Annotated in this window: 16 protein-coding genes; 6 read left to right on the top strand and 10 right to left on the bottom strand. The window is 75.5% G+C overall.

Features of this window, described 5'->3' with window-relative positions; genetic code table 11:
* Nucleotides 1-72 precede the first annotated feature (72 nt).
* Nucleotides 73-2,082 carry a trypsin-like peptidase domain-containing protein gene (locus tag HDA31_RS22665; RefSeq protein WP_178063669.1) on the bottom strand — a complete coding sequence of 670 codons (2,010 nt, stop codon included), beginning with the start codon at nucleotides 2,080-2,082 and terminating at the stop codon, nucleotides 73-75.
* Between the two features lie 105 nt (nucleotides 2,083-2,187).
* Between HDA31_RS22665 and HDA31_RS22670 the strand changes: the two genes are divergently transcribed.
* From HDA31_RS22670 to hutH, 6 genes are read left to right on the top strand one after another with little or no spacing between them, the layout of a single operon-like run.
* The gene (locus HDA31_RS22670) at nucleotides 2,188-3,042 is read left to right on the top strand and encodes a MurR/RpiR family transcriptional regulator (protein WP_178063668.1); all 855 of its coding nucleotides are present in this window, start codon (nucleotides 2,188-2,190) and stop codon (nucleotides 3,040-3,042) included.
* A gap of 13 nt (nucleotides 3,043-3,055) precedes the next feature.
* Complete coding sequence (gene hutU, locus HDA31_RS22675; RefSeq protein ID WP_178063667.1) at nucleotides 3,056-4,723, top strand: urocanate hydratase; 1,668 nt, start codon at nucleotides 3,056-3,058, stop codon at nucleotides 4,721-4,723.
* Nucleotides 4,717-5,958 carry an allantoate amidohydrolase gene (locus HDA31_RS22680; protein WP_178063666.1) on the top strand — a complete coding sequence of 414 codons (1,242 nt, stop codon included), beginning with the start codon at nucleotides 4,717-4,719 and terminating at the stop codon, nucleotides 5,956-5,958. Before hutU ends, HDA31_RS22680 begins: the two co-directional genes overlap by 7 nt.
* Nucleotides 5,959-5,974: 16 nt before the next feature.
* The gene (locus tag HDA31_RS22685; protein WP_178063665.1) at nucleotides 5,975-7,345 is read left to right on the top strand and encodes a formimidoylglutamate deiminase; all 1,371 of its coding nucleotides are present in this window, start codon (nucleotides 5,975-5,977) and stop codon (nucleotides 7,343-7,345) included.
* The gene (gene hutI, locus HDA31_RS22690; RefSeq protein WP_178067139.1) at nucleotides 7,345-8,553 is read left to right on the top strand and encodes an imidazolonepropionase; all 1,209 of its coding nucleotides are present in this window, start codon (nucleotides 7,345-7,347) and stop codon (nucleotides 8,551-8,553) included. The genes HDA31_RS22685 and hutI overlap by 1 nt, the downstream gene beginning before the upstream one ends.
* On the top strand, nucleotides 8,541-10,079 hold the full coding sequence (gene hutH / locus HDA31_RS22695; RefSeq protein ID WP_178063664.1) for a histidine ammonia-lyase: 1,539 nt from the start codon (nucleotides 8,541-8,543) through the stop codon (nucleotides 10,077-10,079). The genes hutI and hutH overlap by 13 nt, the downstream gene beginning before the upstream one ends.
* Before the next feature lie 102 nt (nucleotides 10,080-10,181).
* Here hutH and HDA31_RS22700 read toward each other — a convergent pair whose 3' ends face one another.
* The 9 genes from HDA31_RS22700 to clpS form a co-directional block, all read right to left on the bottom strand.
* Nucleotides 10,182-11,102, bottom strand: coding sequence for an AEC family transporter (locus HDA31_RS22700; protein ID WP_074473650.1), 921 nt, complete (start codon nucleotides 11,100-11,102; stop codon nucleotides 10,182-10,184).
* A 34-nt stretch (nucleotides 11,103-11,136) separates the two neighbouring features.
* Nucleotides 11,137-11,754 (bottom strand): RdgB/HAM1 family non-canonical purine NTP pyrophosphatase, encoded by a 618-nt coding sequence (gene rdgB, locus HDA31_RS22705; protein ID WP_178063663.1) that lies wholly within the window; start codon nucleotides 11,752-11,754, stop codon nucleotides 11,137-11,139.
* Nucleotides 11,755-11,806: 52 nt separating this feature from the next.
* Nucleotides 11,807-12,535, bottom strand: a complete 729-nt coding sequence (gene rph, locus HDA31_RS22710; protein WP_178063662.1) for a ribonuclease PH — start codon at nucleotides 12,533-12,535, stop codon at nucleotides 11,807-11,809.
* 163 nt (nucleotides 12,536-12,698) lie between these two features.
* Nucleotides 12,699-13,445: an MBL fold metallo-hydrolase gene (locus tag HDA31_RS22715; RefSeq protein ID WP_178063661.1), complete on the bottom strand. Its 747-nt coding sequence runs from the start codon at nucleotides 13,443-13,445 to the stop codon at nucleotides 12,699-12,701.
* A 266-nt stretch (nucleotides 13,446-13,711) separates the two neighbouring features.
* Nucleotides 13,712-14,677, bottom strand: coding sequence for a PLP-dependent cysteine synthase family protein (locus HDA31_RS22720; protein WP_178063660.1), 966 nt, complete (start codon nucleotides 14,675-14,677; stop codon nucleotides 13,712-13,714).
* 11 nt (nucleotides 14,678-14,688) lie between these two features.
* Complete coding sequence (locus HDA31_RS22725) at nucleotides 14,689-15,042, bottom strand: MoaD family protein (RefSeq protein ID WP_178067138.1); 354 nt, start codon at nucleotides 15,040-15,042, stop codon at nucleotides 14,689-14,691.
* Between the two features lie 74 nt (nucleotides 15,043-15,116).
* The gene (locus tag HDA31_RS22730) at nucleotides 15,117-15,605 is read right to left on the bottom strand and encodes a M67 family metallopeptidase (protein WP_074473645.1); all 489 of its coding nucleotides are present in this window, start codon (nucleotides 15,603-15,605) and stop codon (nucleotides 15,117-15,119) included.
* A 54-nt stretch (nucleotides 15,606-15,659) separates the two neighbouring features.
* The gene (locus tag HDA31_RS22735) at nucleotides 15,660-16,154 is read right to left on the bottom strand and encodes a DUF2017 domain-containing protein (protein ID WP_176734816.1); all 495 of its coding nucleotides are present in this window, start codon (nucleotides 16,152-16,154) and stop codon (nucleotides 15,660-15,662) included.
* A gap of 2 nt (nucleotides 16,155-16,156) precedes the next feature.
* Nucleotides 16,157-16,447: an ATP-dependent Clp protease adapter ClpS gene (clpS, locus tag HDA31_RS22740; protein WP_043962170.1), complete on the bottom strand. Its 291-nt coding sequence runs from the start codon at nucleotides 16,445-16,447 to the stop codon at nucleotides 16,157-16,159.
* Nucleotides 16,448-16,531 lie beyond the last annotated feature (84 nt).

Here is a 16,531-nt window from a genome sequence, read left to right on the forward strand (position 1 = left end):
GGCGTGACGACCCGGTTGGCGCGGCGGCACGGGGCGCGACCGGCCCGGCGGCCCGGTTGGCCCGGCGGCGGGTCAGCGGCGCGGTCGTCGCCGCGCCAGCAGCACCACGCCGATCGCGAGCGCGGCGAGCAGCGCGCCGCCGAGCCCCGAGAACAGGACCGTGGGCAGGTTGGACTGCTCCGGTGCCGCCGTGGCGAGTTGCTCCCGGTCGGCGGCGCTCTGCCGGTACGCCTCGGCGAGCTCGTTGCCGTTGCCGCCCCGGGCGACGGCGTCCAGTTGGGACACCGCCGTGTCGTCCCGCCCGGTGAAGTACGCGTCCAGCCCGCGCCGGTAGAGCCGGTCGGCGTCGCCGAGCGCGGGCGTGGCCCCGGCCTCGGCGAGCAGCTCCCGGGCGGCGGTGACCGGCACCACGGCCCGGTTGGCCCCACCCGCCCCGGACCGGTCGTTGGTGAGCACGCCGACGACCCGGCCGGCGGGGTCGAGCGCGACGCCGCCGTGGGAGTAGATCCCGATGTCGTCGCCGATCCGGAACAGCGGCACCGGGCCCTGGCCGGTGTCGGTGGCGGTGACCTGCACGGTCTTCGAGCGCAGCGTGTAGGTGGCGTCGCGGAAGTCGGCGTCGACGGTGTGGTAGCCGGCGACCGCCACCACGCCGCCCGGCGTCAGCGCGGCGGCGTCGCCCAGCTCGACGGCGGGCAGGTCGGGCCGGGCGACCTTGACCAGGGCGAGGTCCCCGGCGTCGGCGGCCCGGGTGCGGACCACCTCCCCGGCGATCGCCGGGGTGCCGGTGAGCCCGCCGGTGGCCTGGTTGAGCTGCACGAAGACCTGGCTGGACGGGGGACGGTCCGGCTCCTTGCCGGTGAACCGGGTGCCGGCCGTCCGCGACCGGACCCAGCCGTCGAGCGCGCCCGAGGTGAGCTTCTTGCCGGCGACGAGGATCCGGCCGAGGGTGTAGAGGGCCCGCTCCCGGGCGACCGGCTCGTCGGGGGCGACGCACTGGCCGTTGGTGAGCACGTGCCCGGCGGGGTCGACCACGAAGCCGCTGCACCGCCGCTGGAACGTGACGGGGGTCGGGTTGAGCAGCGCCCCGGTCCGCCCGTCGCGCAGGTATCCGTTGAACACGGCCTCGACGAAGACGAGCCCCGGCGCGGCGGTGGCGAGCGCCCGTTCCTGCGCGCTGTAGGGGGCCGCCTGGCTCCATGGGCGGAAGCCGGCGGCGGGGGTGACGGTCGGGAACGCCCCGGCGGGGCCGGCCGGCGACGGCGCGTCCGCGCCCCGGGTGACGGCCCAGGCCGCGAGCCCGCCGCCCGCGGCGAGCACGACCAGGGCCAGCGCCGCGACGCCGAGCCGCTGCCCGGTGCGCGGGCGGGGCGGCGGGGACGGCTGGATGCGCCGGGCGGGCGACGCGAACGGGTCGTGCGGCGGCGGGTCGGCGAACCCGGGGTGGGCGGCCGGCGGCTCCGCCGGCACGGTCGCGACGACCGGCGAGCCGGTGGCGTGCGCCGCCCAGACCGGCGGGGCCCCCGAGCCGGGCATCCCGGACACGGGCGCTCCGGAGGCGGGCACCGCCGAGCTGGGCGTTCCCGAGACCGGGACGCCGGAGGCGGGGACACCGGAGGCGGGCTGACCCGAGGCGGGTACGGCCGAGGCGGGCACGCCCGAGGTCGGCGTGGCCGTGGTCGGCCTGCCCGGGGTGGTCGGCGTGGCCGGGGTGGCCGGCGTGGGTGCCGGCGTCGCCCCCTGGGTGGCCGGGTCGCCGACGGGCTCCAGGTGGGGCGAGCGCAGCGGCATGCCGAGCAGGCCGAAGAGCTTGTCGGCGGCGTTCTCCACCTCGGCCGGGTAGGCCACCCAGGGGCGGGCGGCGGCGAAGTCGGCGTTGACGTAGCGGGGGCCGCCGGGGGTCTGCGCGAGGGTGTCCGCCGCGTTGGTGAACGCCTCCCGCCAGGGCCGGTCGGCGGCGGCGGCCCCCTCCAGCACGGCGATGGTCAGCAGCCGGTCCTGACCGTCCACCGCCCACCAGACGCTGCCGACCTGGCACACGCCCGACGCCTCGGTGAACCTGTACGGACCCTCCGGCTGCATGCCCCACTCCTCTGTTCACCCGCCGTGCGGATAGTACCGAGGCGGCACGACGCGGGAGGCCGTCGCGGGGTTGCCTCTGAAAGTTCTCATGCATAGGGTCAGGCCATGAATGAAGGAGGCACCTCCGGGGCGTCCGCCGCCCGGGTGCTCGACCTCTTCCAGGGCGTCCGGCTCACCCCGACGCAGCGGCGCATCGCGCACAGCCTGGTGCAGCACGCCGCCGCGGCGGCGTACCTGTCGGCGGCCGAGGTGGCCGAGCTGGCCGGCGTCAGCCAGCCGTCGGTGACCCGGTTCGCCGTCGCGCTCGGCCACGACGGCTACCCGGCGCTGCGCCGCCGGCTGCGCGAGCTGACCGGCGCCGCCGGCACCGACGAGCCCTCCGGCGGCAACGAGCTGCAACGCGCCGTCCACACCGAGGTGGCCAACCTGGAGCGGCTGGCCGGCGAGCTTGCCGACACCGACCGGATCGCCGCCGTCGGCAAGCTGCTCGCCGCGAGCCGCCCCCTGCCGGTGCTCGGGCTGCGGGCCGCCGCGCCGCTGGCCGCGTACTTCGCGTTCTTCGCCGCGAAGGTGCACCCCGACGTGCGGGTGCTCGACGACGGCGGCAGCCTGCTCGCCGACCGCCTGGAGCAGGCCGCATCGGCCGGCGCGACCGCCCTGCTGGCCTTCGTCCTGCCCCGCTACCCCCGGGAGACCCTCGACGCGCTGGCCGAGGCGCGGGCCGCCGGGCTGACGGTGGTGGCCATCACCGACTCGCCGGTCAGCCCCGCGACCGAGCACGCCGAGGTGGTGCTCCCGGCCGCCGTCGGCACCGACCTCGTGTTCGACCTGCACACCGCACCGATGACCCTGGCGATGGTGGTCCTGTCGGCCATCTGCGACGCCGCCCCCGCCGAGACCCAGCGCCGGCTGGAGGCCTTCGAGTCCTCCGCCGCCCGTCGCCAGTTGTTCCTCGGCTGAGAGGAGAGACGAGATGCCCCAGCCCGTCCGCGCCGCCCGGGGGGCCGCGCTCACCGCCCGGGGGTGGCCGCAGGAGGCCGCCCTGCGGATGCTGATGAACAACCTCGACCCGGAGGTCGCCGAGCGCCCCGACGACCTGGTCGTCTACGGCGGCACCGGGCGGGCGGCGCGGGACTGGCCGTCGTACCACGCGCTGGTGCGCACGCTCACCGACCTGCGCGACGACGAGACGATGCTGGTGCAGTCCGGCCGCCCGGTCGGGGTGCTGCGCACCCACGAGTGGGCCCCCCGGGTGCTGCTGGCCAACTCCAACCTGGTCGGCGACTGGGCCACCTGGCCGGAGTTCCGCCGCCTGGAGTCGCTCGGCCTGACCATGTACGGGCAGATGACCGCCGGTTCATGGATCTACATCGGCACCCAGGGCATCCTCCAGGGCACCTACGAGACGTTCGCGGCCGTCGCCGCGAAGTGCTTCGGCGGCACGCTCGCCGGCACGCTGACACTCACCGCCGGCTGCGGCGGGATGGGCGGGGCGCAGCCCCTCGCGGTCACCATGAACGGCGGCGCGTGCCTGATCGTCGACGTCGACCGGTCCCGGCTGGACCGCCGGGTGCGCGACCGCTACCTCGACGAGGTCGCCGACTCGCTCGACGACGCCGTGCAGCGGGCGCTAGCCGCGAAGCGGGACCGTCGGGCGCTGTCGGTCGGCGTCGTCGGCAACGCGGCCACGGTCTTCCCCGAGCTGCTGCGCCGGGGCGTCGCGGTCGACGTCGTCACCGACCAGACCAACGCGCACGACCCGCTGTCCTACGTGCCGGAGGGGGTGGAGCCGGCCGACGCGCCCGACTACGCGCGGGCGAAGCCGGCCGAGTTCACCGACCGGGCGCGGGAGTCGATGGCCCGGCACGTCGAGGCGATGGTCGGCTTCCTCGACGCCGGCGCGGAGGTCTTCGACTACGGCAACTCGATCCGGGGCGAGGCGCGCCTCGGCGGCTACGAGCGGGCGTTCGACTTCCCCGGCTTCGTGCCGGCCTACATCCGGCCGCTGTTCTGCGAGGGCAGGGGCCCGTTCCGCTGGGCGGCGCTCTCCGGCGACCCGGCCGACATCGCCGCCACCGACCGGGCGGTCCTCGACCTGTTCCCCGGCAACGAGTCGCTGGCCCGGTGGATCCGGCTGGCCGGCGAGCGGGTCGCGTTCCAGGGCCTGCCGGCGCGGATCTGCTGGCTCGGCTACGGCGAGCGCGACCGCGCCGGGGTGCGGTTCAACGAGATGGTCGCCTCCGGCGAGCTCTCCGCGCCGGTGGTGATCGGCCGCGACCACCTCGACTGCGGCAGCGTGGCCAGCCCCTACCGGGAGACCGAGGCGATGGCCGACGGCTCCGACGCGATCGCCGACTGGCCGCTGCTCAACGCGCTCGTCAACACGGCCAGCGGGGCGTCCTGGGTGTCCATCCACCACGGCGGCGGGGTCGGCATCGGCCGGTCCATCCACGCCGGCCAGGTCTGCGTCGCCGACGGCACCCCGCTGGCCGGGCAGAAGATCGAGCGGGTGCTCACCAACGACCCGGCGATGGGCGTCATCCGGCACGTCGACGCCGGTTACCCGGCGGCCCACGAGGTCGCCGCCCGCACCGGCGTCCGCGTCCCGATGGCCGAGGCGCAAGGAGGGGCCCCTTGTTAACGCATTCTGCGGGTGAAGGGCCCCTTCCTAACAACGACCACAGCAGCCAGCGGCGGTTCCGCGAGCTGTGGGATCAGCTCGCGCCGATCGGCCGTGACGCCGGCAGCGGCGGCTACCTGCGGTACGCGTTCACCGACCCCGAGCTGGCGCTGCGCGACTGGTTCCGGGCGCAGGCCGAGCGCCGGGCCATGCCGGTGACCGTCGACGGCAACGGCAACCTCTTCGCCCGCTGGGGCGAGCCCGACGCACCGCAGGCGGTGCTGACCGGCAGCCACTTCGACTCGGTGCCGCACGGCGGCGCGTACGACGGGCCGCTCGGCATCGTCAGCGCGTTCCTCGCCGTGGACGAGCTGCGCGCCGCCGGCGTCACCCCGTCCCGGCCCCTCGTGGTGGCCGCGTTCGCCGAGGAGGAGGGGGCCCGGTTCGGCGTACCCTGCCTGGGGTCGAGGCTGCTCACCGGCGCGCTCGACGCCGACCGCGCGGCCGGGCTGCGCGACGCCGACGGGGTGAGCCTGGCCGAGGCGCTGGGCGACCGGCCGGCGGGCCACCGCCCGGACCTGCTCGCCGGCTGGTCGTGCTTCGTGGAGCTGCACGTCGAGCAGGGCCGCGCGCTGGTCGACCAGGGCGCGCCTGTCGCGGTCGCCAGCGCCATCTGGCCGCACGGCCGCTGGCGCTTCGACTTCCACGGCGAGGGCAACCACGCCGGTACGACCCGGATGGCCGACCGCCGCGACCCCATGCTCACGTACGCGTTCACGGTGCTCGCGGCCAACAAGGAGGCCCGGCTGCGCGGCGCGCACGCCACGGTGGGCCGGGTCCGGGTCGAGCCGAACGCCACCAACGCGATCCCGGCGCGGGTGACCGGCTGGCTGGACGCCCGCGCCGCCGACCCGGAGACCGTCGCCGGCCTGGTCGAGGCGGTCCGCGCCAAGGCGACCGAGCGGGCCGGGCGCGACGGCACGGAGGTCACCGTGACCGAGGAGTCGGCGACGCCGCTGGTCGGCTTCGACGGCGACCTCGGCCGGCGGCTCGCGGCGCTGCTCGACGCGCCGGTGCTGCCCACCGGGGCGGGCCACGACGCCGGGGTCCTCGCCGGGCGGCTGCCCACGGCGATGCTGTTCGTGCGTAACCCGACCGGGGTGTCGCACTCCCCCGCCGAGGCGGCCACCGACGCCGACTGCGCCGCCGGGGTGACCGCCCTGGCCCGGGTGCTGGCGGAGCTGACGTGCCGATGACCGGACAGGCGCGCCGATGACCGTCACCCGCTGGCTCGCCGAGCACGCGTGGCTGCCCGACCGGCCCGGGCCCACCGCCGACGTGCTGATCGAGACCGACGGCGGCCGGATCACCGCCGTCGCCCCGCTGTCGGCCGACGGCGCGCCCACCGCCGGGGTCGAGGTGCTGGCCGACGCCGTACGGCTGCCCGGGCTCACCCTGCCCGGCCTCGCCAACGCCCACTCGCACGCGTTCCACCGCGCCCTGCGCGGGCGCACCCAGGGCGCGGACGGCGGGCGGGGCGACTTCTGGAGCTGGCGGGACCGGATGTACGAGGTGGCCGCCCGCCTCGACCCGGACGGCTACCTGGCCCTGGCCCGCGCCGCGTACGCCGAGCTGGCCCTCGCCGGGATCACCTGCGTCGGCGAGTTCCACTACCTGCACCACGGCCCGGACGGCACCGGCTACGCCGACCCGAACGCGATGGGCGCGGCCCTGATCGAGGCCGCCGCCCAGGCCGGCATCCGGCTCACCCTGCTCGACACGCTCTACCTGACCGCCACCGTGGACGGCGCGCCGCTCGCCGGGCCGCAGCGGCGCTTCGGCGACGGCGACGTCGACGGGTGGTCCGACCGGCACGACCGGCTGACCGCCGCGCAACGAGGCCGGCCGCACGCCCGGATCGGGGCCGCGCTGCACTCGGTGCGGGCGGTGCCGGCCGACCAGATCGCCCCCTTCGCCGCCCGCAACGAGGGGGTGCCGCTGCACGTGCACCTGTCCGAGCAGCCGGCCGAGAACGACGCCTGCCGGGCCGCGTACGGCTGCACGCCGACCCGGCTGCTGGCCGACCGGGGGGCGCTCACCCCGGCCACGACCGCCGTGCACGCCACCCACCTGACCAGCGCCGACGTGACGCTGCTGGGCGGGGCCCGCGCCGGGGTCTGCCTCTGCCCCACCACCGAGCGGGACCTGGCCGACGGGATCGGGCCGGCGCGGCGGCTCGCCGACGCGGGCGTCGCCCTGAGCCTGGGCAGCGACAGCCACGCCGTCGTCGACCCGTTCGAGGAGGCCCGCGCGGTGGAACTGGACGAGCGGCTGCGCACCCGCCGCCGGGGGCACTTCGCCCCGGCGGAGCTGCTGGCCGCCGCGACCACCGCCGGGCACGCCGCGCTGGGCTGGGCCGACGCCGGCCGGCTCGCCGTCGGGGCCCGCGCCGACCTGGTGACCGTGCGCCTGGACACCGCCCGCACCGCCGGGGTACCGCCGGTCGGCGCGTTCTTCGCGGCGACCGCCGCCGACGTCGCCTCGGTGGTCGTCGACGGCCGGCAGGTGGTCGCCGACGGGCGGCACCTGACCGTGGACGTGCCCGCCGAGCTGCGCGCCGCCATCGGGGCGGTGACCCGGTGATCGGCAGCCTGCTGGTCGACGACATCGGCGAGCTGGTCACCAACGTGGCCGGCACCGGCGACGGCAGCCCGCTCGGCCTGCGCCGCGACGCCGCCGTGCTGATCGAGGACGGCCGGGTCGCCTGGGTCGGGCCGGCGCGCTACGCCCCCGCCGCCGACCGCCGCGTCGACGCGCGGGGCGGCGCGGTCCTGCCGGGCTTCGTGGACAGCCACGCCCACCTGGTCTTCGCCGGGGACCGGGCCGCCGAGTTCGCCGCCCGGATGGCCGGCGAACCGTACACGGGCGGGGGCATCCGCACCACGGTCGGCGCGACCCGCGCCGCCTCCGACGGCCAGCTGCGGGCCACCGTGCGCCGGCTGGTCGGCGAGGCGCTGCGGCAGGGCACCACCACGATCGAGACGAAGAGCGGGTACGGCCTCACCGTCGCCGACGAGGCCCGCTCCCTGCGGATCGCCGCCGAGGTGACCGCCGAGACGACGTTCCTCGGCGCGCACGTCGTCCCCGCCGAGTACGCCGGCCGCCCCGACGACTACGTGGGCCTGGTCTGCGGGCCGATGCTCGCCGCCGCCGCGCCGTACGCCCGCTGGGTCGACGTGTTCTGCGAGCGGGGCGCGTTCGACGCCGACCACGCGCGGGCGATCCTCACCGTCGGGCAGGCCGCCGGGCTCGGGGTGCGGCTGCACGCCAACCAGCTCGGCCCCGGCCCGGGGGTGCAGCTCGGCGTCGAGCTGGGCGCGGCCAGCGTCGACCACTGCACCCACCTGTCCGACGCCGACGTCGACGCGCTCGCGTCCACCACGATGGACCGGGTGTCAGGCCCGGCGACCACCACCGTCGCCACCCTGCTGCCGGGGGCGGAGTTCTCCACCCGGTCGCCGTACCCGGACGCGCGGCGGCTGCTCGACGCGGGCGTGACCGTGGCGCTGGCGACGGACTGCAACCCCGGGTCGTCGTACACCTCGTCGATGCCGTTCTGCGTCGCGCTCGCCGTACGCGAGATGCGGATGACCCCGGCGGAGGCCGTGTGGGCCGCGACCGCCGGGGGCGCGCGGGCGCTGCGCCGCGACGACGTCGGGGTGCTGCGGCCCGGCGCGCGGGCCGACCTGATCGTCCTCGACGCCCCGTCCCACCTGCACCTGGCCTACCGGCCCGGTGTCCCCCTGATCCGCCAGGTCCTGCACAACGGAGTGCCGCAATGTCGATCGTGACCGTCCAGCCCACCGGGATCTCCCCCGCCGACGTGCTCGCCGTGGCGCGGGGCGGCGCGCAGGTCGTCCTCGACCCGTCCACCGTGGCGGCGATGGCCACCAGCCGGTCCATCGTGGACGGCATCGAGGCCGCCGGCCGCCCCGTCTACGGCGTCTCCACCGGGTTCGGGGCGCTGGCCAACACGTTCGTCGCGCCCGATCGGCGGGCCGAGTTGCAGCACGCGCTGATCCGCTCCCACGCCGCCGGGGTGGGCGCGCCGATGCCCCGCGAGGTGGTCCGGGCGATGATGCTGCTGCGGGTACGCTCGCTGGCGCTGGGCCGCTCCGGGGTCCGCCCGCTGGTCGCGCAGGCGCTGGTCGACCTGCTCAACGCCGACGTCACCCCGTGGGTGCCGGAGCACGGCTCGCTCGGCGCGTCCGGCGACCTGGCCCCGCTCGCGCACTGCGCGCTGGCGCTGCTCGGCGAGGGCTGGGTGCTCGGCCCGGCCGGCGAGCGGCTGCCCGCCGCCGACGCGCTGGGCGCGGCCGGGCTGGCCCCGGTCGAGCTGGCCGCGAAGGAGGGGCTGGCGCTGATCAACGGCACCGACGGCATGCTCGGCATGCTGCTGCTGGCGATCCGCGACGCGGCCCACCTGTTCACCCTGGCCGACGTGACCGCCGCGCTGGCCATCGAGGCGATGCTCGGCTCGGAGCGGCCGTTCCTGCCGGAGCTGCACGCGATCCGCCCGCACCCCGGCCAGTCGGTGTCGGCCGCGAACATCCACCGGCTGCTCCAGGACTCGGCCGTGATGGACTCGCACCGCGACGACCTGGCGCACGCCGTGCAGGACGCGTACTCGATGCGCTGCGCGCCGCAGGTCGCCGGGGCGGCCCGCGACACCCTGGACTTCGTGCGGGCGGTCGCCGACCGGGAACTGGTGTCCGTGGTGGACAACCCGGTCGTGCTGCCCGACGGCCGGGTCGAGTCGACCGGCAACTTCCACGGCGCGCCGCTCGGCTTCGCCGCCGACTTCCTGGCCATCGCCGCCGCCGAGGTCGGGGCGATCGCCGAGCGGCGGGTGGACCGGCTGCTCGACGTCACCCGCAACCGGGACCTGCCGGCGTTCCTCTCCCCCGACGCCGGGGTCAACTCGGGGCTGATGATCGCCCAGTACACGGCCGCCGGGATCGTCGCCGAGAACCGCCGGCTCGCCGCACCCGCCTCGGTGGACTCGCTGCCGACCAGCGGCATGCAGGAGGACCACGTGTCGATGGGCTGGGCGGCTACCAAGAAGCTGCGCACCGTGCTGGACAACCTGACCAGCCTGCTCGCCGTGGAGCTGCTGGCCGCCGTGCGGGGCCTCCAGCTCCGCGCCCCGCTCACGCCGTCCCCGGCCGGGCGGGCCGCCCTCGCGGCGCTCGGCGGGGCCGTCGGCCAGCCGGGGCCGGACGTCTTCCTCGCGCCGCTGATGGAGGCGGCCCGCGCCGTGGTGGCCGGGCCGGAGCTGCGGGCGGCGATCGAGCGGGAGATCGGCCTGCTGGGCTGAGCGTCACCGGCCCGCCTGGCCGCGCCGTCCCGCCCTCCCCGGCCGTGTCCCCGCCCGGCCGTGCCGTCCCGCCCGGCCCGGCCGTCCTCGCGCCGCGCCGCCTCAGCTCCCGAGCACCGCCACGCCGATCAGCACCGGCACCGCCGCCACGGTGGACAGCAGCACCGCGTCCCGGGCCAGCACCACGCCCCGGTCGTAGCGGACCGCGTAGACGAAGACGTTCTGCGCGGTCGGCAGCGCGGCCGTGACCGTGCAGGCCAGCACCGTCGGCTGCGGCAACCCCAGCGCGTACCGCGCCACGAGGTACGCGACGACGGGCTGGGCCAGGGTCTTCAGCGCGACGGCCAGCCACACGTCCCGCCCGGTGTCCCCGGAGCCGGGCCGGGGCGCGCCGTGCAGCGACAGCCCGTACGACAGCAGGGCGGCGGGCACGGCCATCGCCGCGACCAGCTCCACCGGCCGCAGCGCGGGCTCCGGCGGCAGCCAGCCGGTCAGGTTGACGGCCAGGCCCAGGGCGCAGCCCACCGTGACCGGATTGGCCAGCGGCGCGACCACCGACCGGGCCACCGAGCGCCGCCCGCCGACCGCCGTGTCCAACACGGCGAAGGCGACCGGTGCCATCACGACGAGCTGGAACATGATGACCGGCGCGATGAACGACGCGTCGCCGAGGACGTAGACGGCGACGGGGATGCCGATGTTCGCCGCGTTCACGTACGACGACGTGAGCGCCCCGATCGTGGCCTCCGCCGCCGGACGCCGCCACAGCAGCCGCGCGACCAGCACGAACACCGTCGCCACGACGGTGGTGCCCGCCACCGTGACGACCAGGGCGGCCGAGAAGACCTCGCGCAGGTCGGCGTGGGCGACCGTGTCGAACAGCAGCGCCGGGGTCGCGACGAAGAACGCCACCCGGGACAGTACGGTGGACGCCCCCGGCCCGAGCACGCCGAGGCGGCCCACCAGGTAGCCGACGCCGATGACGGCGCCGATGACGGCGAACCCCGTCAGCACACCAGGCACGTCGCCACCCGGCCGACCGCCGCCCGCCCCGCCGTCAGGCCGCCGGCGGCAGCACCTTCGCGACCAGCTTCGCCAGCTCGCGCAGCGCCTTGCCCCGGTGGCTGACCGCGTCCTTCTCCTGCGGGGTCAGCTCCGCGTTGGTGCGGTCCTGGCCGTCGCCGAGGAAGATCGGGTCGTACCCGAAGCCGCCCTCGCCACGCGGCGCGCGCAGCAGCCGGCCGGCCTGGCGGCCGTCGACCAGGTGCTCCTTGCCGCCGGGCAGCACCAGGGCCACCGTGCAGACGAAGGACGCGCCCCGGTGCTCGTCGGGCAGGTCGGCGATCTGGTCCAGCACCAGCTCCAGGTTGGCCCGGTCGTCGCCGTGCTTGCCGGACCAGCGGGCGCTGAACACCCCGGGCATGCCGTTCAGCGCGTCCACGGCGATACCGGAGTCGTCGGCGATGGTCGGCAGCCCGGTGCGCCGGCAGCCCTCCCGCGCCTTGATCAGCGCGTTCTCGCCGAAGGTCAGGCCGGTCTCCGGCAGCTCCGGGTATTCCTCGACGTCGTCGAGGCCGAGCAGCGCGACCCGGTGCGCGCCGAGCGCGCCGTCGAGGATCCGCTGCAGCTCGACGAGCTTCTTGCGGTTACGGGTGGCGAGCAGGATCTTGTTCACGCTGTACCGCCTTCGTTCGCGACTGCGGGGCTCGCAAGCTCACTCCTCGCGCTCACGGGAACAGTGCCTTTCGCTGGGCCTCGGCCAACTCCGCGCAGCCGGCCACGGCCAGGTCGAGCAGGGCGTCGAGCTGGTCGCGGGCGAAGACGCCGGACTCGCCCGTCCCCTGCACCTCGACGAACTCGCCGGCCCCGGTGCAGACCACGTTCATGTCGACCTCGGCGGCCACGTCCTCGGTGTAGCAGAGGTCCAGCCGGGCCTCGCCCGCGATCACGCCGACGCTGACCGCGGCGACGGAGCGGTGCATCACCTTCTCCGGCCTGCCGGCCAGCGCCTTGCGGGCGGCCAGCCAGGTCACCGCGTCGTGCAGCGCCACGTACGCGCCGGTGATGGCCGCGGTGCGGGTGCCGCCGTCGGCCTGGAGCACGTCGCAGTCGAGGACGACGGAGTTCTCGCCGAGGGCCTTGAGGTCGATGGCGGCCCGCAGGCTGCGGCCGATCAGCCGGGAGATCTCGTGGGTGCGCCCGCCGACCTTGCCCCGGACGCTCTCCCGGTCGGAGCGGGTGTTCGTGGCGCGGGGCAGCATCGCGTACTCGGCGGTCACCCAGCCGAGCCCGGAGCCCTTGCGCCAGCGGGGCACCCCCTCCGTGACGCTCGCTGTGCACAGCACCCGCGTCCCGCCGAACTCGACGAGCACCGAGCCCTCCGGGTGGGTGCTCCAGCCCCGGCTCAGGGTCACCGGTCGGAGTTGGTCGGGCCGCCGCCCGTCAGGTCGCGCCATCCCTGCACCCTATGCGGTGCGGCGGACGGGGCCGCCGCGGGTCCCGCCCCGCGCGCTCGCGTCGGCGCACGCCGGATCGGCGCGCTCGCCGGCCCAGCGGTTAGGAGGGGGCCCCTGTACAACAGAATGCGTTAACAGGGGGCCCTTCCTTACACCCGCCGGGTCAGACGTCGTAGCAGGCGCCCGCGCGGACCACTTCCAGCGGACCGTCGTACGTCGTGCCGGCCGCCTCGACGGTGAGCGCCTCGCTGCCCCACGCGGCGACCAGGTGGGTCAGCAGCAGCCGCCCCACGCCGGCCTTGGTGGCCGCCTCGCCGGCCTCCCGGCCGGTGAGGTGCAGGTCCGGCGGGTTCTCCACCCCGTCGAGGTAGCTGGCTTCGCAGAGGAAGACGTCGGCGTCCTGGGCCAGCCGCAGCAGCGCCTCGCAGGGCGCCGTGTCGGAGGAGTAGCAGAGCACCCGGCCGTCGTGTTCCAGCCGCACGCCGTACGTCTCGATCGGGTGGTTCATCCGGTCGACGGTGACGGTGAACGGGCCGATCGGGAACGTGCCGGGCTGGAGGCCGTAGAACTGGTAGACGTCCTCGACGGTGCTGCCCTCCTGGCCGTAGGCCAGGGCGAGCCGGTCCGGCGCGCCGGAGGGGGCGTACATGGGCAGGGCCGGGTACGGGCCGTCCGGGGCGTAGCGCCGCACCACCACGTAGGAGGCGGCGTCGAGCATGTGGTCGCAGTGCAGGTGGGTGAGGAGGATCGCGTCCGGGGCGTGCAGCCCGGCGTAGCGCTGGAGGGTGGAGAGGGCGCCGGAGCCGAAGTCGACCAGGAGCCGGTAACCCTCGGCCTCGACCAGGTAGGCCGAGCACGGGGAGTCGGGTCCGGGAAAGCTCCCGGCACAGCCGAGGACGGTCAGTCTCATGGAGTCGTCCCGCTGTCGCATACCGTAGTCGTCACGTCGGCCGCCACTCCGTCGATGATCTTTACCGACGCGTACGACACGCTGCGCAGCCTACGCTGACGCACCCCGGGGCAAGAATCATCTGCTGGAAGTTGTCACGAACGTGACACCCCCGGCCCGTCCCCGGGTCAGCGACGACGGACGGGCCGCCGCCGGTCACCCGGTCACGGCCCGTCCGTGTCGTCACCCCGGCCGGCGCCCCGTCGGGCCCGTCGCCGGCCCCTTCGTCACGCCCAGAGCTGCCCTTCCAGGGCCTCCTCGGCGTCGGCGAGGGTGCCGCCGTACGCGCCGGTGCTCAGGTATTTCCAGCCGCCGTCGCAGACCACGAACGCGACGTCGGCGCGGCGGCCGTCGCGGACCGCCTCGTGCGCCACCGCGAGGGCGGCGTGCAGGATCGCCCCCGTGGAGAAGCCCGCGAAGATCCCCTCCACCTCGACGAGCTGCCGGGTGCGCAGCACGGCGTCCCGGGTGCCGACGGAGAACCGCCGGGTCAGCACCGTGGCGTCGTAGAGCTCCGGGACGTAGCCCTCGTCGATGTTGCGCAGTCCGTAGACCAGCTCGCCGTAGCGCGGCTCGGCGGCGACGATCTGGATGCCGTCGACCTTCTCCCGCAGGTAGCGACCGGTGCCCATCAGCGTGCCGGTGGTGCCCAGCCCGGCCACGAAGTGCGTGATCGTGGGCAGGTCCTCCAGCAGCTCCGGGCCGGTGGTCTCGAAGTGCGCCCGGGCGTTCGCCTCGTTGCCGTACTGGTAGAGCATCACCCAGTCGGGGTGCTCGGCCGAGATCTGCTTGGCGGTGGCGACGGCCTGATTCGAGCCGCCGGCGGCCGGCGAGAAAATGATCTCCGCGCCGTACATCCGGAGCAGCTGGACCCGCTCGGTCGAGACGTTCTCCGGCATGACGCAGACCAGCCGGTAGCCCCGCAGCTTGGCCACCATGGCCAGGGAGATGCCGGTGTTGCCGCTGGTCGGCTCCAGGATCGTGTCGCCGGGGCGCAGCCTGCCGTCGGACTCCGCCCGGCGGACCATGAACAGGGCCGCCCGGTCCTTGATGCTGCCGGTCGGGTTCCGGTCCTCCAGCTTCGCCCACAGCCGCACCGGCGGCGCCCCCTCGGGCACCACCGGCGACAGCCGCGGCAGCCCCACCAGGGGCGTGCCGCCGCAGGCGTCCAGCAGGCTGTCGTAGCGCGCCATAGCCGGCCGCCTCAGCGGGCGACGGCGTGCGGGGTCGCCGGGTGCGAGGCGCTGTGCGAGGCGATCGCCGCCGCGGCGGCGAAGCCGAACGCGCCGCCGGCCACGGCCGGCAGGATGGTGACGCTGTCGCCGTCGTTGAGCTTGGCGTCGAGCGCGCCGAGGAAGCGGACGTCCTCGTCGTTGACGTAGACGTTGACGAACCGGTGCAGCGCGCCGGCGTCGGTGACCAGGCGGGCCCGCAGGCCGCCGTGCCGGGAGTCCAGGTCGGTCAGCAGGTCGCCCAGGGTGTCGCCGGCGCCCTCGACGACCTTCGCGCCGCCGGTGTACGTGCGCAGGATGGTGGGGATGCGAACCTCGATGGCCATGGTGTCGTACTCCTTGTTCGGGTGTGCGGTCTGCACGGTGACGGGAAGAGAAGGAATGTCGCGGGGCCGCTGGGTCAGCGGTCGGAACACTCGTAGTCGACCGTCGCCGGGCTCTGCCCGAACATGTAGGACTGGACGGCGTGCGGGTCCACGGCGGCGTCCACGATCTCCACCGGCTCCTCGGTCACCACGCCGTCGACGATCCGGAAGGACCGGATCTCCTCGGTGTCGGGCTCGCGGGTGGAGACGAGCAAGTAGTGCGCCCCCGGCTCGCCGGCGAAGGAGACGTCGGTGCGGGAGGGGTAGGCCTCCGTGGCGGTGTGCGAGTGGTAGATCACCACCGGCTCCTCGTCACGGTCGTCCATCTCCCGCCACACCCGCAGGTGCTCCATCGAGTCGAACTCGTAGAACGTCATGGAGCGGGCCGCGTTCTCCATCGGGATGTGCCGGGTCGGGGTGTCACTGCCGGCGGGGCCGGCGACCACGCCGCACGCCTCGTCCGGGTGGTCCCGACGCGCGTGGGCGACGATCGCGTCGATGATCGACCGGTCGATGCTCAGCACGCCGCCCAGCCTAGCCCCTCGCCGACGCCCACAGCGAGGTGGCGCGGGTCACGGTCAGTCGATCATGGCGTTGAGCAGGGATTCCTGGAGATAGCCGAGATAGGCGTAGACCGAAAGCTGGAACACCCGGCTCGACGACGGGTCGGCGCCGACCGCCGCGTCCAGCTCCGCGCCCAGGTCCGTGCCGTCCTTGATCTCCAGCCGGACGCCCATCGCGAGGCGGGCGTCGTTGAGGGCCCGCAGCCACGCCTCGGCCGCCTCGGCGTCGAGCTGCACCTCGCCACCGGCGGAGTCGGGCAGCGCGGCGAGGATCGCCCCGGCCTGGTCGATCTTGCCGGTCTTCAGGTCGCCCTCGGTGTACTTGCGGAACTCCGCCGTGCCCGCCGAGTCGTCCGGGTAGACCTCGGGGAAGAGCCGGCCGACCACCGGGTCGGTGTGGTCGAAGCCCTCGGTGAGCAGCCCCACCACCTCGGAGGCCACCTTGCGCAGCACCCGGACCTCGTCCACGGCCAGCGTGGCGACGTACCGCTCGCCCCGGCGACGGAACATGCTCACGACCTCTCCACCGTGGCCCACAGCCCGTACGCGTGCAGCTGCGCCGCGTCGTGCTCCATCCGCTCCCGGGCCCCGCTGGAGACCACCGCCCGCCCCTTGTGGTGCACGTCCAGCATGAGCTTCTCGGCCCTCTCCCGGCTGTAGCCGAACAGCTTCTGGAAGACCCAGGTCACGTACGACATCAGGTTGACCGGGTCGTCCCACACGATCGTCACCCATGGCCGGTCGGAGACCGGCACCTCTTCGGTGTCCGGGGTCTCGACCGGCGCAACCTGCGGAGCCGCCATGCCCCCCATCGTGCCACCGGTCGCGGGGAAGCGATGAACCGGAACGCCGGACGGGCCCGGATCGGCCGCCGGAGCGGCGCACCG

Source organism: Micromonospora carbonacea (assembly GCF_014205165.1).
In the GTDB taxonomy this organism is placed as follows: Bacteria; Actinomycetota; Actinomycetes; order Mycobacteriales; family Micromonosporaceae; genus Micromonospora; species Micromonospora carbonacea.

Bases quoted from the DNA above. Each gene is read 5' to 3' on its own strand.
- HDA31_RS22720 (WP_178063660.1), bottom strand. From the start codon at position 14,677: ATGGCGCGCTACGACAGCCTGCTGGACGCCTGCGGCGGCACGCCCCTG.
- HDA31_RS22715 (WP_178063661.1), bottom strand. From the start codon at position 13,445: ATGAGACTGACCGTCCTCGGCTGTGCCGGGAGCTTTCCCGGACCCGAC.
- hutH (WP_178063664.1), top strand. From the start codon at position 8,541: ATGTCGATCGTGACCGTCCAGCCCACCGGGATCTCCCCCGCCGACGTG.
- HDA31_RS22665 (WP_178063669.1), bottom strand. From the start codon at position 2,082: ATGCAGCCGGAGGGTCCGTACAGGTTCACCGAGGCGTCGGGCGTGTGC.
- HDA31_RS22685 (WP_178063665.1), top strand. From the start codon at position 5,975: ATGACCGTCACCCGCTGGCTCGCCGAGCACGCGTGGCTGCCCGACCGG.
- hutU (WP_178063667.1), top strand. From the start codon at position 3,056: ATGCCCCAGCCCGTCCGCGCCGCCCGGGGGGCCGCGCTCACCGCCCGG.
- rph (WP_178063662.1), bottom strand. From the start codon at position 12,535: ATGGCGCGACCTGACGGGCGGCGGCCCGACCAACTCCGACCGGTGACC.
- HDA31_RS22670 (WP_178063668.1), top strand. From the start codon at position 2,188: ATGAATGAAGGAGGCACCTCCGGGGCGTCCGCCGCCCGGGTGCTCGAC.
- clpS (WP_043962170.1), bottom strand. From the start codon at position 16,447: ATGGCGGCTCCGCAGGTTGCGCCGGTCGAGACCCCGGACACCGAAGAG.
- HDA31_RS22725 (WP_178067138.1), bottom strand. From the start codon at position 15,042: ATGGCCATCGAGGTTCGCATCCCCACCATCCTGCGCACGTACACCGGC.
- HDA31_RS22735 (WP_176734816.1), bottom strand. From the start codon at position 16,154: ATGTTCCGTCGCCGGGGCGAGCGGTACGTCGCCACGCTGGCCGTGGAC.